At 61.2% G+C, this 16,371-nt stretch carries 14 protein-coding genes and 1 pseudogene; 2 read left to right on the top strand and 13 right to left on the bottom strand.

From position 1 onward, the window contains the following. Nucleotides 1-51 precede the first annotated feature (51 nt). The 7 genes from Q2T94_RS09900 to Q2T94_RS09870 form a co-directional block, all read right to left on the bottom strand. Nucleotides 52-1,059, bottom strand: a complete 1,008-nt coding sequence (locus Q2T94_RS09900; protein ID WP_302263991.1) for a PDR/VanB family oxidoreductase — start codon at nt 1,057-1,059, stop codon at nt 52-54. Between the two features lie 6 nt (nt 1,060-1,065). Beyond that, on the bottom strand, nt 1,066-1,410 hold the full coding sequence (locus Q2T94_RS09895; RefSeq protein ID WP_302263989.1) for a RidA family protein: 345 nt from the start codon (nt 1,408-1,410) through the stop codon (nt 1,066-1,068). Nucleotides 1,411-1,461: 51 nt separating this feature from the next. Continuing rightward, entirely contained in the window at nt 1,462-3,021 is a 1,560-nt protein-coding gene (locus Q2T94_RS09890; RefSeq protein ID WP_367281536.1) for an aldehyde dehydrogenase, read from the bottom strand. Between the two features lie 213 nt (nt 3,022-3,234). Then, entirely contained in the window at nt 3,235-4,014 is a 780-nt protein-coding gene (locus tag Q2T94_RS09885) for an ABC transporter ATP-binding protein (RefSeq protein WP_302263987.1), read from the bottom strand. Continuing rightward, nucleotides 4,007-4,921, bottom strand: a complete 915-nt coding sequence (locus tag Q2T94_RS09880; protein WP_302263985.1) for an ABC transporter permease — start codon at nt 4,919-4,921, stop codon at nt 4,007-4,009. The genes Q2T94_RS09885 and Q2T94_RS09880 overlap by 8 nt, the downstream gene beginning before the upstream one ends. Further along, nucleotides 4,918-5,703, bottom strand: coding sequence for an ABC transporter permease (locus Q2T94_RS09875; protein ID WP_302266400.1), 786 nt, complete (start codon nt 5,701-5,703; stop codon nt 4,918-4,920). Before Q2T94_RS09875 ends, Q2T94_RS09880 begins: the two co-directional genes overlap by 4 nt. A gap of 5 nt (nt 5,704-5,708) precedes the next feature. Next, the gene (locus Q2T94_RS09870) at nt 5,709-6,674 is read right to left on the bottom strand and encodes an ABC transporter substrate-binding protein (protein ID WP_302263983.1); all 966 of its coding nucleotides are present in this window, start codon (nt 6,672-6,674) and stop codon (nt 5,709-5,711) included. Nucleotides 6,675-8,193: 1,519 nt separating this feature from the next. Here Q2T94_RS09870 and Q2T94_RS20570 point away from each other — a divergent pair. Continuing rightward, nucleotides 8,194-8,250: pseudogene (locus Q2T94_RS20570) on the top strand (Fic family protein); the annotation flags it as partial. A gap of 175 nt (nt 8,251-8,425) precedes the next feature. Here Q2T94_RS20570 and Q2T94_RS09865 read toward each other — a convergent pair. Beyond that, the gene (locus Q2T94_RS09865) at nt 8,426-9,499 is read right to left on the bottom strand and encodes an alkene reductase (protein ID WP_302263982.1); all 1,074 of its coding nucleotides are present in this window, start codon (nt 9,497-9,499) and stop codon (nt 8,426-8,428) included. A gap of 444 nt (nt 9,500-9,943) precedes the next feature. Between Q2T94_RS09865 and Q2T94_RS09860 the strand changes: the two genes are divergently transcribed. Beyond that, on the top strand, nt 9,944-10,132 hold the full coding sequence (locus Q2T94_RS09860) for an antitoxin (protein ID WP_264268727.1): 189 nt from the start codon (nt 9,944-9,946) through the stop codon (nt 10,130-10,132). A 266-nt stretch (nt 10,133-10,398) separates the two neighbouring features. Here Q2T94_RS09860 and Q2T94_RS09855 read toward each other — a convergent pair whose 3' ends face one another. The 5 genes from Q2T94_RS09855 to Q2T94_RS09835 form a co-directional block, all read right to left on the bottom strand. Continuing rightward, entirely contained in the window at nt 10,399-11,541 is a 1,143-nt protein-coding gene (locus Q2T94_RS09855) for an ABC transporter ATP-binding protein (RefSeq protein ID WP_302263979.1), read from the bottom strand. A gap of 23 nt (nt 11,542-11,564) precedes the next feature. Beyond that, a complete protein-coding gene (locus Q2T94_RS09850; protein WP_302263977.1) occupies nt 11,565-13,298 on the bottom strand; it encodes an ABC transporter permease in 1,734 nt (577 codons plus the stop codon). Nucleotides 13,299-13,305: 7 nt separating this feature from the next. After that, nucleotides 13,306-14,322, bottom strand: a complete 1,017-nt coding sequence (locus Q2T94_RS09845; protein ID WP_302263975.1) for an ABC transporter substrate-binding protein — start codon at nt 14,320-14,322, stop codon at nt 13,306-13,308. A gap of 72 nt (nt 14,323-14,394) precedes the next feature. Next, a complete protein-coding gene (locus Q2T94_RS09840) occupies nt 14,395-15,228 on the bottom strand; it encodes a metallophosphoesterase (protein WP_302263973.1) in 834 nt (277 codons plus the stop codon). Further along, the gene (locus Q2T94_RS09835; RefSeq protein ID WP_302263972.1) at nt 15,225-15,956 is read right to left on the bottom strand and encodes a tyrosine-protein phosphatase; all 732 of its coding nucleotides are present in this window, start codon (nt 15,954-15,956) and stop codon (nt 15,225-15,227) included. The genes Q2T94_RS09840 and Q2T94_RS09835 overlap by 4 nt, the downstream gene beginning before the upstream one ends. Nucleotides 15,957-16,371 lie beyond the last annotated feature (415 nt).

Genomic DNA, 16,371 nt, shown 5'->3' with positions numbered 1-16,371 from the left:
GTCAGTGTTCTTTCTTGGCTGGAGGATGGTGCGACAGAATTAATGAATTGCCTAAATGTCCAGGACGAGTTCCGCGGAACGGCAGCGCGAAACACAGATGAACATGGTCTTGTTTGCGGTTTGTTCGGCCGGGCTCAGGAGGAAGTCCCGATGATCCACGTCCCCACGGATGACCCCGACCTCGCAGGTACCGCAAATTCCCTCTGTGCAAGAGCTCGGCATGTCCAATCCCGCCTCTTGGAGAGCGTCCAGGACGGAGGTATCTGGCCCTACAGTGACCCGTTCCCCGCTACTTTGGCAGATAACGTCAAAGGAGTTTTCTTCCGCGTTCGGGTCGACGACAACTTCCGGCGCCTTGAACCTTTCGATCCGCAGCTGAGACTCGTCGGCCATTGAACCTGCCACTGCGTTCATCAATGGCTCCGGGCCACAAACATAAACGAGAGTGTCTGCAGAAATGCTTCCGACGGCGGCCACAAGATCGGGAAACTTTCCGTTGGCTTCGTCATCTGCATGAATGGTGACGTGGTTGGCTGGAAGGGAAGCGATCTCGTCAAGGAACGCCATGCTTGAACGCGATCGTCCGGTGTAAAGAAGCGACCATGACGCTCCCGCAGACGCGACTTCCCGAACCATGGAAATGATCGGAGTGATACCAATGCCGCCGGCTACAAATACATAGTGTGCGGAGGGCTCGATGGCAAAGTTGTTCTTAGGACCGTCTACGGTGACAATGGAGCCGACCCTCAATTCTTCGTGGATTGACTTCGAGCCTCCACGGGAATCAGGCACCTTCAAGACCGCAACAGTCCATCCCGAGGTGTCCGTGGGGTCCGAGCAGAGCGAGTATTCACGCACAAGGCCGTTGGCCAGCTGGAGGCTAAGGTGCGCACCCGGCTTCCATACCGGAAGCGTGCCGCCCATAGGATCCGTGAACCGGAGACTGATGATACCTTCAGCTTCCCAGCCCAGTATCTGAAGCCGCAGGGAACGCAGACTGCTTGGTGTGTCAATAGCGGTAGTGGATTCAATTTCTGTTTCTAAACCCGCGATGCTCATTCCATTTCACTTTCGTCCGTGCGCGATTGCTTCAATTTCAACGGTGGCACCATAGGGCAGCGCTGAAACCTCGACGAACGAACGAGCCGGACGCGGTTCGGAAAAGGTTGCTTCATAGTGCTTGTTCGCTTCGTCTCGCAGACTTACATCCGTGACGAAATAGGTGGTTTTCACAATTTGAGACAAGGTCATTCCAATGGTGGCCAGCCGTTCGGAAAGTCGCGTCATGGCTGCGTCTATGGCTTCTGTACGTCCTCCCACCGCCACGCCGTCCGCATCGATCGACAACGCGCCGGAGACAAAGCCGAATCCGCCGACCTCGAAAGCCGGACTATAGGGATGAGCGCTCATTTTTGGCCTTTCGTAAACTTTTTGGATGTTTTTGTTACTGATGAAGGAGGATTATTGCTTGGCCCACGGAAGAGGAGTTCCCGAGAGGTCCAGGTAGATGCTCTTCTGCCTCATGTACGACCGGATGCCTTCACGGCCCTTTTCAGTCCCAAGTCCGCTATCCTTGGTGCCGCTGAAAGGGGTCGAAATGCTGAATTGTTTGTAGGTGTTCACCCACACTGTTCCCGCGGCTATAGCCTTCGCCGTACGCAATGCTCGCCTGTAATCTGCGGTCCAGATCCCGCAGGCCAGGCCGAATACTGTGTCGTTGGCCTGTGCCACCAAGTCAGATTCGTCATCGAAGGGGAGCACCACCGCCACTGGACCGAAGATCTCTTCCTGGCAAATCAAGGCGTCGTTCCCGACTCCGGCAATGATCGTCGGCATGTAGTAGGCACCGGCTGCCATGGCTTCCCCGTGCGGCGCACCACCCCCGCAAAGGATTTGCGCCCCGGCTTCACGTGCCGCCTCGACCATAGCCGCGACTTCGTCTCTATGTGCGTGCGCAACCAATGGTCCGACCTGCGTGCGGGGATCGGATCCTGGGCCCACGCGAAGAGCGCGCGTAGCGACAACAAGACGATCAACAACTTCGGCGTAGATGGACTTATGGATGAAGACCCGCGAACCGGCAATGCAGCTTTGTCCGGTGGAGGAAAATATCCCGTACAGCACACCTGCGATGGCTTGATCGATATCGGCATCCGCAAAAATAATGGTCGGAGACTTTCCGCCCAATTCAAGCGTGATCGGCATAATCTTTTCGGCCGCTACGTGTCCAAGCGCCCTCCCGGTAGACGTTCCACCGGTGAAGGAAATTTTTCCAACCTTCGGGTGTCGAGCTAGGGCGTCTCCGACGCTTCGGCCCGGACCGGGCAGAACCGAGAGCAGCCCTTCCGGGAGTCCGGCCTCTTCGCAAAGTCGGGCCAACAAAAGGGAGACCCATGGTGCCCACACAGGGGGCTTCACGATAACGGCGTTTCCCGCCGCCAAGGCCGGTGCGAGCTTCTGCGCATCGCTGGCAATCGGGGAATTCCAGGGAGTGATTGCTCCGACGATACCCAAGGGTTCATAAATGGACATGGTCAAGTTTTCGCCCCGTGAAGGGGTAATGGCATCTTCCAGTGTTTCCACGGCTGCAGCAGCAAACTTGAAGGTCCCAGCGGCACTCATCGCCAATGCGCGCGTCTCGCGTAGGGTTTTGCCCGTGTCGAGTGTCTGCAGGGCGGCAATCAGATCTGCGTTTTCTTGGATCTTGGAAGCAATCCGGTGCAAAACAATCGCGCGTTCATGCGGGAGCCAAGTCGCCCAGCCGGAGGCCGAAAGCGATTTGGTGGCTCCCTGGACGGCAAGTTCCACATCTTCAACGGTGGCTCCGTGCAATGAGGCGAAGACCTCTCCGGTCGCGGGGTTCACCGAGTTGATAGCAGCGCCCTCTCCGCGCTTCCACACGCCGGCGACGAAGATTTCATCGGGCGTGGAGACTAGCTGGCGCAATGTTGTCATGTCTTTTACGACGTCATCCAGGACCAAGACACTGCTCAGCATCGTGCTATCTGCCATCATCGTCATTGTCTGCTCGTTTCGTTTCAGAGAACCCGTTCACGACATCCACCTCGTCGTGACTTAGGTCATGTCAAAAGAATACCAGTAATAAGATACTTTGTGTCAAGAGAAATGCCACGAAGGGGTCTCCATCGCGATGGAGACCCCTTCAAGCGAGTGGGTCACTGATCCAACCTGCGCCACTTTTCCCAAAGTTGAATACGAAGTTGCCCTATTCGTCTAGTCCGAGCCACCCCGCAGAAGTGAGGTAACATGCGCACGAAGCTCCACAAAGCGCGGATCCTGTTTGGTTCTAACCTGATCACGAGGACGCGGCAAGTCCACTTCAACCGTCTCGGCAACCACACTCGGAGGTGCTGAAAGTACGATCACCTTGTCCGCCAGGTACACACTTTCATCAATGTCGTGGGTAACCACGAGAACTGTGATTTCGAGCTTTGCCTGGATCTCCAGCAAGAGATCTTCAAGGTCGGAACGGGTCTGCGCATCAACTGACGCATAAGGTTCGTCCATCAACAACAGCTTTGGCCTGAATGCCAGGGCCCTGGCGATGGCCGCGCGCTGCTGCATTCCACCCGACATCTGCCACGGGTACAGCTTTTCCTTGCCTTTTAGTCCCACGGCTTCAATGCTCTCGCGCACGCGTTCGTTGCGCTCGGCCGGGGGCAGGTGCCGGAGCGGGAAGGCCACATTTGCATCAACGCGCATCCATGGATACAGGGACCTTGAGTAGTCCTGGAATACCATGGCCAAGCCATCCGGAACACCGACTACCGGCTCGCCGTCAAAAGCTACTGCACCTTCAGTCGGCGTATCCAGGCCACTGATGATGCGCAGAAGCGTTGATTTTCCACAGCCCGACGGACCGACAATGACGGACACTTTCCCTGCGGGGATTTGTGCCGTAATACTCCGGACAGCCATCAGCGTTCCATAGGATTTGGAAATGCCTTGAAGGTTGAGTTCTGCGGACATTTTAGTCGTGGTTGAACTAGTCATTTTGTTGGGTCACTCCTCGATGCCAGGCCAGGACCCGGCGTTCTACGATTTGGAAAATAGCGTTCAGTAATACGCCCAATACAGCCAAGACGATCAAGATCGACCAGAAGCCTTCGTAATCAAATGTCCGTTGCGTCATCACCAAGAGATATCCAAGACCGTTTTCGGATTTCTGAAGTTCGGAAATGATCATGATGATGAGTGACAGCGACATCGATGTTCGAATACCAGCAAAGATCTTTGGGGAAGCGCCCGGCAGGATGATTTTGGTCAGGACATCCGAGCGTCGGATTTTGAATACAGCTGCCGCCTGCAACCTCTGCTCACCGATCGAACCAACACCATCAATGGTGTTGAACAGAATCGGCCAAACCACGCCGAATGCGATCAGGAAGATTTTAGGGCTGTCGCCGGTGCCGAACAGCAGGAAGAAAACTCCTAGAAGTGCCGGGCTGGGAATCGACCGCCCCAAATGAATCAGCGGCTGGAAGAGTGCTGTAACCACGGGTGAGATGCCCAAGACTATCCCTACCCCGACGCCGACGATTACGGCCAGGGCCAAACCAGCCAGCGCGCGCCCAAGGCTGGGAAGGAGATGACCATACGTCACTTCACCCAAGAATAGCTTGGCAGGATCCGTGCTGAAGTAGTCCGTAATGACTCGCAGAAACGAGGTCCAAGGACTTGCAACAAACAGCTGGCTTGTCGGTGCCTGTGAAAGCAGGAACCACCCCAAAACCAGGATAATCGGCACAACCAGGCGAACCCCAACACGGATGATCCGCTGCCTCACAGCCTGCGATTTAGCATGCACTGACGGATTTGGCTGGATCATCCGGCGTCCGTTTGCAGAAATGCGTAAATCCTTAATGGAATCTTTACTCTTCGCGTTATCTACGACGGTCATTGTGAAAGACCCTTCTTCCATGCGAAAACGGAGTTGTCGATAGCCGCGAACGCCATGTTCACTACAACACCAAGGACTCCGGCAATAAGAGTCGCTGCGTAAACACCATCAAGATTGACCGCATTAGCGCTCGCAATCAAAATGAAACCGCCTATCCCTTGGCCGCTGCCGATCAGCAGTTCGGCACTAACGGTGACGATGAGGCCAATAGAGGCAGCAATCCGGATGCCGGTAAAGGAGAATGGCAGCGCGCTAATTAACTTGATGTGCATCAGCAGGCCAAAGGGCTTGATCCCAAAGGTCTTTGCCGTCGCCACGGCTGTGGTGTCCGTACTGCGCACGCCATACATCGTGTTCAAAAGTATCGGCCATACGCTCGACAATGCCACGGTGATTGCAATCGGCAATGCGCCCGATCCCAGCAGAAGCACCAGGATTGGGCCAACCGCAATCGAAGGAAGCGTGCGGAACACCTCGACCGGCAGTTCAAAAGCAATAAACATCTTGGAGAAGGCGCCCATCAGGCTGCCTAGAATGACCCCGGCGATGGCCGCAATGGCAAGCCCCAGAAGCCAGACCCCCATCGTATACAAGACCTGTTCCCAAAAATTTGCGTCTTGGAGAAGGCGACCCGCTTGCGTGAATACCTGCGTAGGGACGGGCAAACCGGGCTTTGCAAAGATGCCACTTCGCATGAAGAGCTCCCACATCACAAGGATGCCGAGCGTTCCAACCACCCCATATATCACCTGTTGCTTGCGCGTTAGCGTCTGACTAAGCATTTTCACTATTTGGAGCCTGCGACAAATGTGGACTTAGAGGCGTCGAAGGAATCGATAATTCCTTGCTTAATGAGCATATCTGCGATGTATTGAACCTTTGCTACGTCCATTTTCGGCTCCATTACCGGAATAGTCATGGTCTCGGCGACTTCTTGGGAGACCCCGGCTACCCCGGGAAGCCACTGGCGAAATTCTTTTTCCTTCGACGCAATATCGTTCCCTGCCTCGTACATTGCGGTCGCGAAGGCTTCGGTGGTGACCGGGTTGCTTTCGACAAACTTGTTGCTTGCCACGAAAGTTGATACGGGGAGCTTTTCGTTGGGTCCTTCTGTCAAGTCGACTACCTTGCGAAGTCCTGCTTCCAGTGCCGCCGAGCCAAAAGGCTCAGGCATGTAGCCGGCTTCAATAGAATTCGCTTGGACGCCGGAGATCATTTCGTTGAAAGGAACTTCTACCCAGATTGGTTTGGTATCAAGGTTCATCGAACTCGCCAAACTCTGGAAACTCACGTCTCCGATGTTGTTGGTGGTATTGATGCCAACGGTTTTTCCGTCCAAGTCGCCGATGTCCTTAATCGGGGAATCAGGGGTGACATACACACCGATGGAACCCGGCCCCACGCTACTGGTGAGAACGACTGTTGTCACCGGAGCTCCACCGTTAATCGCCTGGGTAGATGACATGGTGTTTGAAAAACTGAAGTCGATTTCGCCGGAGGCAACCTTTTGAACTCCGATCGGACCACCCTGCAACGGAACAAGCTCAACGTCGAGTCCGGCCTTTTCAAAGAAGCCCTTGTCCTTGGCCCAGTAGACGGCCCCGTAATCGGCGAGAGGCATAACTCCCACCTTGACCGCAGCCTTCTCCAACGCACCGGGCTCGGCAGGTGCTTCATTCGGCCCTCCACAGCTGGACAATGCCAACGCGAGAATGCCGGTCACTGCCGCTATTACGAGACGGTTTTTCTTCATGTCGTTTCCTATTTTCGTCGAGTCACCTGGCTAGCCCCGTTCCAGACTCAAGATTTCCGGTCATCTTCAATCGATGAAATGAAAATAGCTTGGATCTAAGAACCTTTGATATGAGATACTCTCATTGCCTCTGGGGCTAGGTCAACCGGTATTGTGTTTTAGCTCATATGTTTCGTCCGAGCGTGAGGGAAGGACGCGATGATCTGGCGGGGAAGGCCCCACGGGTTGGCGTCCTGCAACGCCTGCGGCAACAACTCCGTGGGCATGTTCTGGTAAATCACCGGCCGCTGAAAACGGTAGATGGCGAGCGATCTGCCGTTCGGCGGCATCAAACGCTCCGGCGTCGGGCGGGACTGGGCGCACTAGGCATGGAGGAATTCATGAACAAGAGGATCGTTCGCCTGTAGATGAACAAGTCCTAATCGGTGCCGAGGACAAAAAGACCCCAGTCCATTGAACTGGGTCTGTTAATCGCTGGTGTTATGTCGCTGGTGCCATTAAGCGCGGAGCGCAGGTCCTGGACGAGGTCCCCGGCGGGATCCGCGTGCAGGATGCTCAGCGCGGCCGGGCCCAGGGGAGCAATCGCGTCCGACCCACTCCGATGATCCGAACTCGACATCATCTGTGCGGCCATTCCGATTCCCGATCTCAGTGGAGAGTCGATCGCGTCGATCTCGGTCTCCGCAACAGCGTATACAAGGCCTTGGAGCCGACCTTGCGACCTGGCGGCGCTGTCGAACTCCCATCTATGTCCAACGGCAAAGCGGGTGCCCCGCTTTCCCAACATCGGCTATTAATGGGAAATCAGGGTCCCTGAATTCCCACCATCACCCGGGACCGGGCCAAGCAATCGGCAGCACCAGAGGCACCCATGGGCATCGACCGCGCCATTTGGCCCTCGATCCATTTCGAGGAAGTCCGGTGGGATGTGCCTGCCGATGCCAGCGCGTCCCGTCTTCAGCGGCTTCGGGCTCGAGGACCCCGCCAAGCCGCCATCGTGCCGTCCATCGCGGACGCAAGCCCGGTCAGCAGCCCCCGGGTCCTCGCCCTGGCCGAGGAGGCAACCATTGAGATGGTCCACTTCGACCGGGACCTGGCGAAAGCGCTGCCCCCTTCGAGGCCATGCTGCTGCGTAGCGAATCCGTGGCCAGCTCCGAAATCGAGAACCTCACCGCGGGGGCCAAGAAAATCGCGCTGGCCCAACTGGGAGACCGCTCCAGCGCCGACGCATCACTGATTGCCGCCAGCGTCTGCGCCATGCATGCCGCCATTGCGCTTTCCGACGACCTGGCACTGCCCCTATCCTGTCCATGCACCGGGCCCTGCTTCAGTCCTCGCACCCGCAGGTCGCCGGTGAGTTGCGCACCGCACCGGTGTGGAGCGGCGGCAATTCCCCGCACACTTCGTTCCACCACGCCACGAAGGGATCCAAACCGCGTTGGGGACCTGGTCGGCTTCATGCGCCGCGATGACCTGCCGATCCTGACCCAGGTCGCCATCGCCCACGCCCACTCCCGAGACAATCCACCCCTTCGCCGACGGCAACGGTCGGACGGGCAGGGCCCTGGTCGGCGCGCTGCTGAGAAACAAGGGAGTGACCCAGTTCAGTTCGCGCTGCGAGCCGGAAAGCGCACCCGAGCGTAACCAGTCCTCGCGAAAATGCCACCAACCCCCTGGGTACCATCCATCCGCTTCGGTGGCCGCTGCCGCCGATCAGGCGACGGCAGCCTCCGAACCAGCGGTTAGTTCTGTTAGTTCTGCCAGAACGGGTAGTCGGTGTAACCGGCCGCACCCTCGGTGTAGAAGGTGGAGGCGTCGGGCTCGTTCAGCGGCAAGCCTTCCTGCCAGCGGCGGACCAGGTCTGGGTTGGCGATCGCCGGGCGGCCGACCACCACTGCATCTCCCCAGCCGTTGGCTGCCACCGCGGCCGCGTCGTCGTACGTGGTGACGGTCTGGAACCCGGTGTTCAGCAGGACAGGTCCGTTGAAGCGGGAGCGCAGGTCCTGGACGAGTGCGCCTGCGGGATCGGCGTGCAGGATGCTCAGCGCGGCCAGGCCCAGGGGTGCGATCCCGTCGATGAGCGCGGCATAGGTGGCCGCGACATCTGCCGGATCGCTCTCCAACGCGCCCTGGACGTTGTGCTCGGGGGAAATGCGCAGGCCGGTCCGCCCCGCCCCGATGGCGTTGGCCACGGCGGTGACCACCTCGATGACGAAGCGCGCCCGGTTTTCAGGGGATCCACCGTAGGCGTCGGTGCGGGTGTTGGAGCTGGGTGCCAGGAACTCGTGCAGCAGGTAGCCATTGGCACCGTGCAGTTCCACGCCGTCGAAGCCAGCGGCCATCGCATTGCGGGATCCGGTCACGAACTCCTCGATGATTCCGGGCAGCTCGCCGGTCTCCAGTGCGTGCGGGACCGGGTAGGCGTGCTTGCCGGTGTAGGTCCGGGTGACCCCGTCAACGGCAATGGCGCTCGGGGCCACGACGTGGGCCTGCCCGGTGGTCTCGGTGTGCGTGACCCGGCCGGCGTGCATCACCTGGCCGACAATGAGTCCGCCTTCGGCGTGCACGGCGTCGGTGACCCGCTTCCATCCGGCAATCTGCTCTGCGGTGGCCAGTCCCGGCTGGCGGACGAACCCCTGGCCGGTGGCGCTGGGGTACACGCCCTCGGACACGATCAGCCCCATCGAGGCGCGCTGGCGGTAGTACTCGACGACGTCGTCGTTCGGCACGCCGTCCACGCGGGAACGGGAGCGGGTCAGCGGTGCCATGACGAGTCGGTTGGGCAGTTCGAGGTCTCCGAGGGTGAGCGGGGAAAACAGGTCCATGGGGCAGTACTCCAAACGTTGGGGTGGGTTGCCTGGTGCAACCGGCCACGCGGCAACGCTATTCCTTCTGGGCCTACGAGGTGAGGTGGAACACAGTTCCTGAGCCGTCGGTACTTCCGTGGAGAAGATGTTCAACTACGACCTGATCGGCAATTTCAACGACTCCGATGCGAAGGCAGTCATCAAGCAGGCCCGCGAATCAGGCCAAGTGAGTCCCGAGGCCCCGAACCCGCCCAGGTTCCTGGCCGACCACCCGCTGCCGCCGCGAGCGTCCGTGGAAGTGACCCGCTCAGGGATGCGTCCATGCTCGACATTAGGTCGTCGCGGGAAACGGCGGCCGTTGACCTCGGCACCGGGGATGATCCGGCACCCCCATCCGTTGGATAGACATGCGATCATTAATTTCGACCGCATGATTCCGAGTGATAGAAGGTGGGAAACGCCGTGGCAGGTTTCAGTAAATTCAGCAAGATCCTTAGGGAAGCAGCGAAAAACCCCAAGGTCAGGCAGGCCGGTGGCCAGGTGGTCGACAAGGCAGCGGTCTTGGCTGGAAAAGCCACCAAGGGCAAGCACCTGGACAAGATCGAACGCGCGCGGGAAGAAGCGCGCAAGCGCTTGGACAAGCGCCCCTAACCCTCCGCGCGGGCCGTGGTCATGGACAGGCACCGGGGATTCCGAGTTCGCATTTGCCTCTGTCCGCGGGGAGCGGATGATGCCTGAATCAATCGCGAAGGAGTGAGAGCACGGAGTCTCGTGCTCTCACTCCTTCGCGTTTCTAGTTATGCGCTTCGCGGAACATGGCCATGGGCGCGGCCAGCATCTCTGTGAGGCGTTGGTAGCCGGCGATCGGCCGCCGGGTTGTTCACCGTTCCTGCGTGCCTCGAACCAATCCAGCTCGCTCAGGCCGCTTGTTCCCCGGCGGTGCCCGCCTCCTCGCAGAACACATGTGCCTGCTCGATCACCGGGCGGACCAACTCGCCCTCCTGCGGAACCCACCCGTGGACCAGCGCGCGCAGCCGTGTACCTGCCCAATCCAGGCTCGTTTCATATCCATGCCGCCCGTACAGCGCGGAAGTGACTCGGGCCAGCGGCGCTCCGGTCCGGGCTTCCGCCCCGGTTTGCTTGTCCTCGGGGTCCAGCCGAATGGCAGTCGGCGCCACCGCGGCCACGGCTCGCCTCGACCTCGTCCCGGCCGCTGGCCGAACACCGCTCATTTGGGTCTTCCCATCCCGGGACAATCCGTGCTGGACCGGCAGCCGGAACCCGGGATGGTCCGCATGGAAGTTCCCGTCCACCAGGGTGCCGGGGAACAGCGTTGCATCCGATACGAACGATGCGACAAAGGCGTTTGCCGGTGTTTCCAGCAATTCCCTTGGGGTCCCGATCTGTTGGATCATTCCCTGGTTCAACACGGCCACCCGGTCGGCAAGCCCAAGCGCCTCGGCGCGGTCGTGCGTCACGTGCACCGCGGTCAGCCCTTCCTCACGGGTCAGCTCACGCAGTTCCAACCGGAGTCTGGCACGGAGGGGCTCATCGAGTGCGGAAAGCGCTTCGTCCAGCAGCAGCGCCTGCGGCTTGGCCACGATCGCCCGGGCCAGGGCCACGCGCTGGCGTTGGCCACCGGAGAGCGCCGCGGGTTTCCGGTTGGCATATTCAGCAAGACCTACCTGCTCCAGCACGGCGGCCACCCTCTTGGCCAATTGCGGCCGTGGAACGCCTTCCAGTTTCAGCGGATAGCCGACGTTGCCCGCAACGCTCAGGTGCGGCCAAATGGCGTGGTCTTGGAAGACCATGCCCAGCGCACGCTTTTCGGGAGGCACCCACACTCGGTCCCCGGCCATGGTGCGTCCGCCGATCGCAAGATTTCCGGCGGTCGGCCGGATGAATCCGGCGATGGTCCGAAGGAGTGTCGTCTTGCCCGAGCCGGAGGGGCCGAGCAAGGCCAGGAACTCGCCGTCCTTGACGTTCAGGTCGATCCCTTCCAAGCCCACATGCCCGTCGCCGTAGACATGGCCCAGATTGGTCATTTCAATGGTTGCCACGGGAAGTTCCTTTCAGGAGATTCTTATTTGTCCGCACGGCGGTTGGCCAGCGCGGCGGTGGCCGAGAGTCCGAGGATTCCCACCAGTGCAACCACCAGGGCAAGGGCGGAGGCTCCGCCGTAGTCGCCCGACTGTTGCAGGTTGAAGATGGTCACGCCCAGGGTCTGGCTTCCGGGGGCCACCAACAGGATGGAAATGGTCAGTTCCCGCACAGCCGTCAGCAGCACCACGACCCCGCCGGTCACGGCGGCCGGGCCCGCCAGGCGAGCGGTGACATCCAGCAGGGCACGCAATGGAGTTGCCCCGGCGGAGCGGGCGGCTTCCTCGAGCGTGGTGGACACGGAGTCCATCGGTGCGCGCACGGCCTGGACCACCAGGGCGGTGAATGCCATGACGTAGGCACCCAGGATCACCCAACCGGTATTGAAGATTCCCAGCATGGGGGCAATCAGCAACCACCCCACGGCAATCACCAGACCCGGCAGGGCCTGGGGCAGGGTCGCCGCCACATCGAGTGACCCGTTGCTGCGGTGTTTGCCGCGGGTCAGCAGCAGCGCAATGCCCATTCCCAGCACGGTGCAGCACACCGCCGCTCCCCCTGCCAGCATCACCGAGTTCTCGATCCCGGACACCGCACCGGGTGAGGTGGAAGCCCGAATGATGTTGTCCATGGTCAGGTTTTCCCACGTCAGAGGCACACCCGGGGCCGGCAGCAACGCTTGCGTGGCCAACGCCAGCAACGGCACCAGGCAAATGATCCCCACCCATGACCACAACAGGATGACCAGCGGAAGACGGGCCCGGCCCAACTCCAAATCGATGCCGGTGGCCCCGGAACCCCATTGCGTGCCGGCAGGCAGCCGGCGTTGGGCAAGAACAGTGAGCACGGCGAGCACCAAGAGCACCAGGCCGATTGCCGAGACCGCGGGCAGCGGGTTGCTGGTGGTGCTGGAGGCCAGGTAGCGATACACCAGCGTGGTCAGGGTCTTGTAGCGCTCGGGAAGCCCGATCAGGGCCGGGATGCCGAAGTCGGACAGGTTTCCCACCAGGGTGAGCACGAAGGCAGCAAGCAGCCCGGGACGCAGCAACGGCAGGGTCACCGAGCCGAGTACCTGGGCGGTTCCCGCCCCGGAGATTCGTGCCGCTTCCTCCAGGTTCCCGGGGATCCGCCGCAGCGCGGCGGCAATGACGAGGTAGGCCACGGGGTAGGAATGCACCGCGAGCAGGAACACCACTCCCCAGCCGCCGAAGATGCTCATCTCGGCGTCGATGCCCAGCCCCTGCAGGGACTTGTTGACCGGGCCGTTGGCACCGAGCAGTGCCATCCATGCCATGGCGCCAATGAAAGGCGGGATCAAGAAAGGCAGCATGACCAGCCAGCGAAGCATGCCCCTGGAAGGCACGTTGCTGCGTTCGAGCACCACGGCGAGAAACGCGCCGGCGATGGTGGCCAGCAGTGCTGAGCCGGAGGCACTGGCCACAGAGTTCAGCGCGGCCGTAGCCACCGCCGGATCCCCGAAGACTTGCCGTGCTGCAGGCTGGATTCCCTGCACGGCCAATGCCGCCAGTGGCAGCCCCACCAGGAACGCCACGGCGACCCACACCACCGTGCGCAGCACCCCGAGGCCGTCCCCGGGCCGGCGGGGTCCACGGAACAGCTTCTTGCCCGCCGGCCGCCTCAGAATCGGCGCGGTTGCGCTTTCGGCGTGTACTTGTTCCGGTTTCGCGGCTGCTTTGTCGATGGTGTGGGTCGTCATGGGCGTATTACTTCAGCAGGGAGTTGAAGTACTCGACTGCTTCCGACTGGCCGGCTGCGATCTTGGCCTGGTCCGGGTCCAGCAGGTTGATCTCGTTCAGTGCCGGAGCACCGGCAGGGACACCTGCATCCGAGCGAACCGGCAGGTAGGATTGCATCACCGCCAGCTCCTGGCCTTCCTTGGAAATCAGGAAATCAACGAAGTCGTTGGCGAGCTCCTGGCTCTCGGAATCGGCAAAGACACCGGCGGGCTGCGACACGTAGGGCACGCCATCGCTCGGGTAGCCCACGGCAATGGGTGAGCCCTTGGCGGCCAGTTCGCGCGCCACGTAATCGACCACGATGCCTACCTCGGAGCTTCCCGCGGCCACTGCCTGTCCGACCGGACCGTTGCTTTCAAGGACCGTGGGCTCATTGGCCACCAGCGATTCCATCCACGACTTGCCCAGTGCCGGTTCCTGGAGCCAGACCGCGGTGTTGAATGCAGCTGCACCCGAGACGTCCGGGTTCGGCATGGCGATCTTGCCCTTGTAGGTGTCCTCGGTGAGCGCGGCCCAGCTGGCGGGTGCTTCGGTGATGGCGCCGGTGTTGTAGGCAATGATGGTGGGGATGATCCGGGTGCCCACCCAGAAGCCATCGGGGTCGGCGAACTTCGGATCCAGCGCGGCGGCGTTCTCCACGTCCAGCGGGGCCAGCGCTCCGTCGGCCGCATAGGCCTCGAAGGTGGGGACATCGGCCGCCAGGATGACGTCGGCGGTGATCTTGCCTGCCTGCTTTTCCGTGGCGATGCGGGTCTTCAGCTCGCCGGTGGCGGCACGGAAGACCTCGACGTTGACACCCTCGTTGGCCTTTTCAAAGGCCTCGACGACCTGGTCGATCTTGGCCTGTGGCTCGGAAGTGTAAACGGTGAGGGTCTTGGGTGCTGCCTCCCCCGCCCCGTCGGCGGAGGCTCCGCCGGCGCAGGCGGTCAGGCCCAACACGGGGATCAACAACAACGGGGCAATCGCGCTCATACGCTTGTTCATTTCTTCTCCTTGAAGTGCCGCACCCCCAGGGGTGCGGCTTGCGAGTGGGTGTTACGGGTTTTGCGGGGATCTTCAGAGCAAGGCAGGTTGCCGGGCAGGCATCGTCACCACCGGCGCGGTAACGGCCAAGGGTCGTGGAACCCGTACCGGGGTTGCTGACAGCTGCCCTGCCCCGACCTTGATGACGCTGAACCAACTGGTGTCCTGGTCATGGGCCGGAGCGTCGGTGGCGAAGAGCTTGTGGTTGTAGGAGACCGCCGGTCCGACCCACACCGGAATGCTTCCCAGGCTTCCGGACGTGGGCAGGTGGTAGTGCCCGCACAGGATGGCCCTGACATCACTGCCGGCCAGAACGGCGGCCAGTTCCCCGGGGCGGGCCAGTCCGCGGCCTGCCAGGGCTGGCATCAGGCAGTCAATCGGTGGATGGTGCAGCGCGAGTACCGTCCCGCCGGGGGCGGGAGTCTCCAACACGGCCAACAGCCATCGAAGCTGTGGCTGGCTGAGTCCGCCGGCAGCCTCGCGGAACCCGTGGGTGTCCAGCCCAATGATCCGCAAGCCCCCGATCATGTGCACGGTGTCCGCCGGATTGGGGCCGCTGGCGATGCGCTGTCGATTGAACCTGGCACCCACCGAGCCAGCCGGATCATGGTTGCCCGGCACCACGATGACCGGGCATTGCAGTTCCCTCTCCGCGTGCTCAAACAACCTGGCCGCACGGGCATGGACCTGCGCACCGCGGTCGGCAATGTCGCCTGTCACCAGGATGGCGTCGGGGGAAAACCGGGCGGCGGCTTCCAGCGCCTCGGCGGTGCGCGCCCAGGTGTCGATCCACCCGTGCAGCAGGGCTCCGCCTGTCATTAAGTGGAGGTCCGTCAATTGCACCAACGTGGCGCCGGTTGCACTCATAGGTCCGGGCCGGCTTCCTCTGCGGCACCGGGACCCGCCAACTCCTCACGCAGAATGGTCAGGTCGGCCGGATCCAGCCCGTGGGCCAGTAGGTAGCAGGCGGCCGAACCGAAGCGCGCTTCGACCATGTCCAGTGCAGCGTCGAGGGCCGCCGCCGGACTCTCCAGGTGCAAGTGGAGCGCGGCCTGCAATTCCGAGCTGTCGCCCAGCGCACAGGACAATTCGTGGTTCACGCGTTCGCGGTAGATCGCCGGCAGGTCTCTGGCGCTGCGCGCATAGTCGTCCAGCAGGATCTGCCGCGGGACACCCGCGACTTCAAGGACCAGGGCCACCACCAGGCCGGTGCGGTCCTTCCCCGCGGCGCAGTGCACCAGCACGCCGGTCGGCAGACCTGCGGCGATGGCACCCACGGCCTTGGTGATTTCCGTGCCGCGGGTGGTCAGCAGGCGATAGTAGACATCCTCGATGGCAGTGGCCACGGGCAGTGGACCGAGATACAGCGGGACGGAAACATGCACGGCGCCGTTGGGGACGTAGCCCCGGCGTTCGGCAATTTCGAAGGACTCGCGCAGGTCCACGACCGTCCTCACCTCGAGGCGATTGAGTTCCCGCATGCCTTCGGGTTCAAGTTCGCTGGGGGCAGCGGACCTAAACAGCCGACCAGCACCGGCGGAGGGGACCCGGCGCAGGTTCGGCACCGAAGTGGTGGCTTCCGTGGGGCGGGACATATCGGGGGCTTTCCTCAATGAGTTTTTTTCGTTTCCCTCCAGAGGGAAACCTGCTGGACATTGATTCAAGCCCAGTGAAGTGGCCGGGCGGTTAATTTCTGCTCTCCAGCAGACGACCCCGCGGTCAAGTCTTCGCGCCCGGAGCACGCCCGGTCCCCGTTCACGTCCAGTTCCCAGGGAAGTTGCGTTTGGGAGGTGGTCAGGTTCCCTTACTGTCGGGGTTTCTGGCGCTTGCGCTTCCAGTTCTGGTTTCCCTTGATGCCCACGTGCAGACTTATGGGCGTTCCCGACGGCATGATCCAAACGACGCCGCCCGCGCTTCGAAGGTGAAGTCGGGGCGGCGCGACGTGAAAGCAACAGTTGTTGGTTTACATGGAGCCCACTGCACCCGATCCCTGGTGCGGGGGCCTCGACG

Origin of the sequence: Paeniglutamicibacter sulfureus (assembly GCF_030512175.1) — a bacterium.
In the GTDB taxonomy this organism is placed as follows: domain Bacteria; phylum Actinomycetota; class Actinomycetes; order Actinomycetales; family Micrococcaceae; genus Paeniglutamicibacter; species Paeniglutamicibacter sulfureus.
Note: the sequence above shows the minus strand (reverse complement) of the source record. Positions and strands in the feature narration are given on the sequence as shown.

Bases quoted from the DNA above. Each gene is read 5' to 3' on its own strand.
- Q2T94_RS09900 (WP_302263991.1), bottom strand. From the start codon at position 1,059: ATGAGCATCGCGGGTTTAGAAACAGAAATTGAATCCACTACCGCTATT.
- Q2T94_RS09895 (WP_302263989.1), bottom strand. From the start codon at position 1,410: ATGAGCGCTCATCCCTATAGTCCGGCTTTCGAGGTCGGCGGATTCGGC.
- Q2T94_RS09890 (WP_367281536.1), bottom strand. From the start codon at position 3,021: ATGACGATGATGGCAGATAGCACGATGCTGAGCAGTGTCTTGGTCCTG.
- Q2T94_RS09885 (WP_302263987.1), bottom strand. From the start codon at position 4,014: ATGACTAGTTCAACCACGACTAAAATGTCCGCAGAACTCAACCTTCAA.
- Q2T94_RS09880 (WP_302263985.1), bottom strand. From the start codon at position 4,921: ATGACCGTCGTAGATAACGCGAAGAGTAAAGATTCCATTAAGGATTTA.
- Q2T94_RS09875 (WP_302266400.1), bottom strand. From the start codon at position 5,703: ATGCTTAGTCAGACGCTAACGCGCAAGCAACAGGTGATATATGGGGTG.
- Q2T94_RS09870 (WP_302263983.1), bottom strand. From the start codon at position 6,674: ATGAAGAAAAACCGTCTCGTAATAGCGGCAGTGACCGGCATTCTCGCG.
- Q2T94_RS09865 (WP_302263982.1), bottom strand. From the start codon at position 9,499: ATGGACCTGTTTTCCCCGCTCACCCTCGGAGACCTCGAACTGCCCAAC.
- Q2T94_RS09850 (WP_302263977.1), bottom strand. From the start codon at position 13,298: ATGACGACCCACACCATCGACAAAGCAGCCGCGAAACCGGAACAAGTA.
- Q2T94_RS09845 (WP_302263975.1), bottom strand. From the start codon at position 14,322: ATGAACAAGCGTATGAGCGCGATTGCCCCGTTGTTGTTGATCCCCGTG.
- Q2T94_RS09840 (WP_302263973.1), bottom strand. From the start codon at position 15,228: ATGAGTGCAACCGGCGCCACGTTGGTGCAATTGACGGACCTCCACTTA.
- Q2T94_RS09835 (WP_302263972.1), bottom strand. From the start codon at position 15,956: ATGTCCCGCCCCACGGAAGCCACCACTTCGGTGCCGAACCTGCGCCGG.